Below are 2,434 nucleotides of genomic sequence, written 5' to 3' on the forward strand. Positions count from 1 at the left end.
GTGCTCTACCGTGCCGACGTCAATGCGATCCGCGAGCGGTCCCTCTCCCGGTTCCCGTTCTTCCGTTCGACTCCGATGGAGCAGCGCATGCTGTTCGACATGCCCCACGTCGGTGAACTCGCGCCGCTGACCATCCTGCCCACAGCCAAGTATTTTCGCGAAGCCGCCTGATGTACGTCGCCCAAAAGCGCGCAGTGGTTTTGGGACAACAACATGCACCTAAACAAGGCAAGTCATTCGGCAACTTTGCAGCCTGGCCATGGAGCTTTCCGGCCGCTTCGGCGTTCTGGCAAGCGCGCCGGTGGCGCATGAACGACGTCGACCCGCATAGCGTTGGCGGCAATCCTATCGAAAGGAAACGACATGACCATTTCCACGCTCGCACTCACTCCGCTTATCTCGCTGATTGCCGGCGTGCTGATCCTGGTGATGCCGCGACTCCTCAACTACATCGTCGCGCTCTATCTGATCGTCGTTGGCCTGCTCGGGCTGTTTCCGCAGCTTGCCGGTTGATGTGACAAGCCTCAGCCGCAAGGCGGCAGCCACGGTCACTTCAGGAACATCCTCTCTGCATCGGGCAGCTTCAACTTTCCTTTGAGGCTGTTGTCTCCAGCGATGCGGCAATAGCGCCATTGCCCTCGGCCTGGCTTTTCGCTATGTGCCTGAAAGATGTCTTCGAAGGGGTATTCCTATGGCTGATCACTCGCCGACCGGTCCTGTCGAACTAGGCGCGAAGATGGACTATGCCGAGCACGACCGCACCTATGCCGGCTTTGTCATGCTCGCCAAATACGGGTCGCTGTTTTGCGCCGCCGTGCTTCTGGCAATGGCTTTCGGCTTCTTTGCGGGCGGCTTCTTCTCGGCATTTGTCCTGTTCGTTCTGATCCTCGCCCTCGGCGCTTTCATTCTCCGGTAAATTCTTCAAAACCCCTTGCCCGTGACATCGCCGGAAATCCGGCCGGCGTCCTGCGCAGACAGGTTCCAGCCGAAAGGATCATGCGGTGGGACAGACGATTTTCATCCCTCGTGAGCTCGATGCGAATGAGCCGCGCGTTGCTGCCTCGCCCGACACGGTGAAGCGGCTGGCGGGGCTGGGGTTCAACGTGATCGTCGAAAGCGGCGCCGGCACGGCATCGCGCATTCCTGACGAGGAGTTCGGTAAGGCCGGCGCTGTGGTCGGTGAGGCCGCCGATGTCGCCAAGGCCGATGTGGTGCTGAAGGTGCGCCGGCCTGATGAGGCGGAGCTGAAGGCCTATCGCCCGGGCACTGCCGTCATCGCCATCATGGATCCCTATGGCAACGATGCTGCCGTCGATGCTCTGGCAAGGGCCGGCGCCACCGCGTTCTCGATGGAGTTCATGCCGCGCATCACGCGCGCCCAATCGATGGACGTCCTGTCCAGTCAGGCGAACCTCGCCGGCTATCAGGCGGTGATCGACGCGGCTGCGGAATATGACCGGGCGCTGCCGATGATGATGACGGCGGCCGGCACGGTGCCGGCGGCGAAAGCCTTCATCATGGGCGTCGGCGTCGCCGGCCTGCAGGCCATTGCAACTGCAAGGCGGCTTGGCGCCGTCGTCACCGCCACTGACGTGCGCCCCGCAGCCAAGGAACAGGTCGCCTCGCTTGGCGCAAAGTTTCTGGCGGTCGAGGATGAGGAGTTCAAGGCGGCCGAGACGGCTGGCGGCTACGCCAAGGAAATGTCTAAGGAATACCAGGCCAAGCAAGCGGCGCTGACCGCCGAGCACATCGCCAAGCAGGACATTGTCATCACCACCGCGCTGATCCCCGGCCGTCCGGCGCCGAAGCTGGTTTCAGCCGCGATGGTCGCCTCGATGAAGCCGGGCTCGGTGATCGTCGATCTCGCGGTCGAACGTGGCGGCAATGTCGAAGGCGCCGTGCCCGGGCAGGTGGTGACCACGGCCAGCGGGGTGAAAATCATCGGCCATCTCAACGTACCGGGCCGCGTCGCGGCCTCCGCCTCGCTGCTCTACGCCAGGAACCTTTTTGCGTTCCTCGAGACACTGGTCGACAAGACCACGAAGACGCTTGCCATCAACCGCGACGACGACTTGGTCAAGGCGACGATGCTGACCGATGGCGGGCAGGTTGTGCATCCGGCTTTCATCGGCAAGCCGGCGGTGATGATCGCCTCGGCCGAGCCTGCGAAGCCCGCTGCTGGAGAAAAACCGGCCGCGCCAAAGAAAGCTGCCACATCCAGGAAACTTGCCGCACCCAGGTCGCTCGCTAACAAGCCGAAAGGGATCGCGTGATGGACCAGACCTTGCAGAAAGCCCTTGACCAGCTCGATCAGGCGACCGCCGCCGTCCGTCTCGCTGTGCAGGATCTGGCCACAGCTCCAGGCGGCACCGATGCGGCGGGCGACGCCGCGCACGCTCTGTCCGGCGGGGCGATCGATCCGTTCGTCTTCCGC

The 2,434-nt window shown here is 63.1% G+C and carries 3 protein-coding genes and 1 pseudogene; all 4 read left to right on the forward strand.

Annotated features, from left to right (window positions below):
- Positions 1-363 precede the first annotated feature (363 nt).
- Positions 364-513: a DUF3096 domain-containing protein gene (locus tag EOA86_RS30660; protein ID WP_065006071.1), complete on the forward strand. Its 150-nt coding sequence runs from the start codon at positions 364-366 to the stop codon at positions 511-513.
- 178 nt (positions 514-691) lie between these two features.
- A complete protein-coding gene (locus tag EOA86_RS30665) occupies positions 692-916 on the forward strand; it encodes an aa3-type cytochrome c oxidase subunit IV (protein ID WP_029347610.1) in 225 nt (74 codons plus the stop codon).
- A gap of 85 nt (positions 917-1,001) precedes the next feature.
- Positions 1,002-2,273: a Re/Si-specific NAD(P)(+) transhydrogenase subunit alpha gene (locus EOA86_RS30670; RefSeq protein ID WP_128345042.1), complete on the forward strand. Its 1,272-nt coding sequence runs from the start codon at positions 1,002-1,004 to the stop codon at positions 2,271-2,273.
- Positions 2,270-2,434 (forward strand): annotated as a pseudogene (locus EOA86_RS40780) (NAD(P) transhydrogenase subunit alpha); the annotation flags it as partial. The gene EOA86_RS30670 and the pseudogene EOA86_RS40780, both read left to right, overlap by 4 nt.

It is taken from the genome of Mesorhizobium sp. M5C.F.Ca.IN.020.32.2.1 (assembly GCF_004023105.1).
In the GTDB taxonomy this organism is placed as follows: Bacteria; Pseudomonadota; Alphaproteobacteria; order Rhizobiales; family Rhizobiaceae; genus Mesorhizobium; species Mesorhizobium wenxiniae.

Excerpts from the sequence above, each read along its gene's own strand:
- EOA86_RS30665 (WP_029347610.1), top strand. The coding sequence starts at position 692 with ATGGCTGATCACTCGCCGACCGGTCCTGTCGAACTAGGCGCGAAGATG.
- EOA86_RS30660 (WP_065006071.1), top strand. The coding sequence starts at position 364 with ATGACCATTTCCACGCTCGCACTCACTCCGCTTATCTCGCTGATTGCC.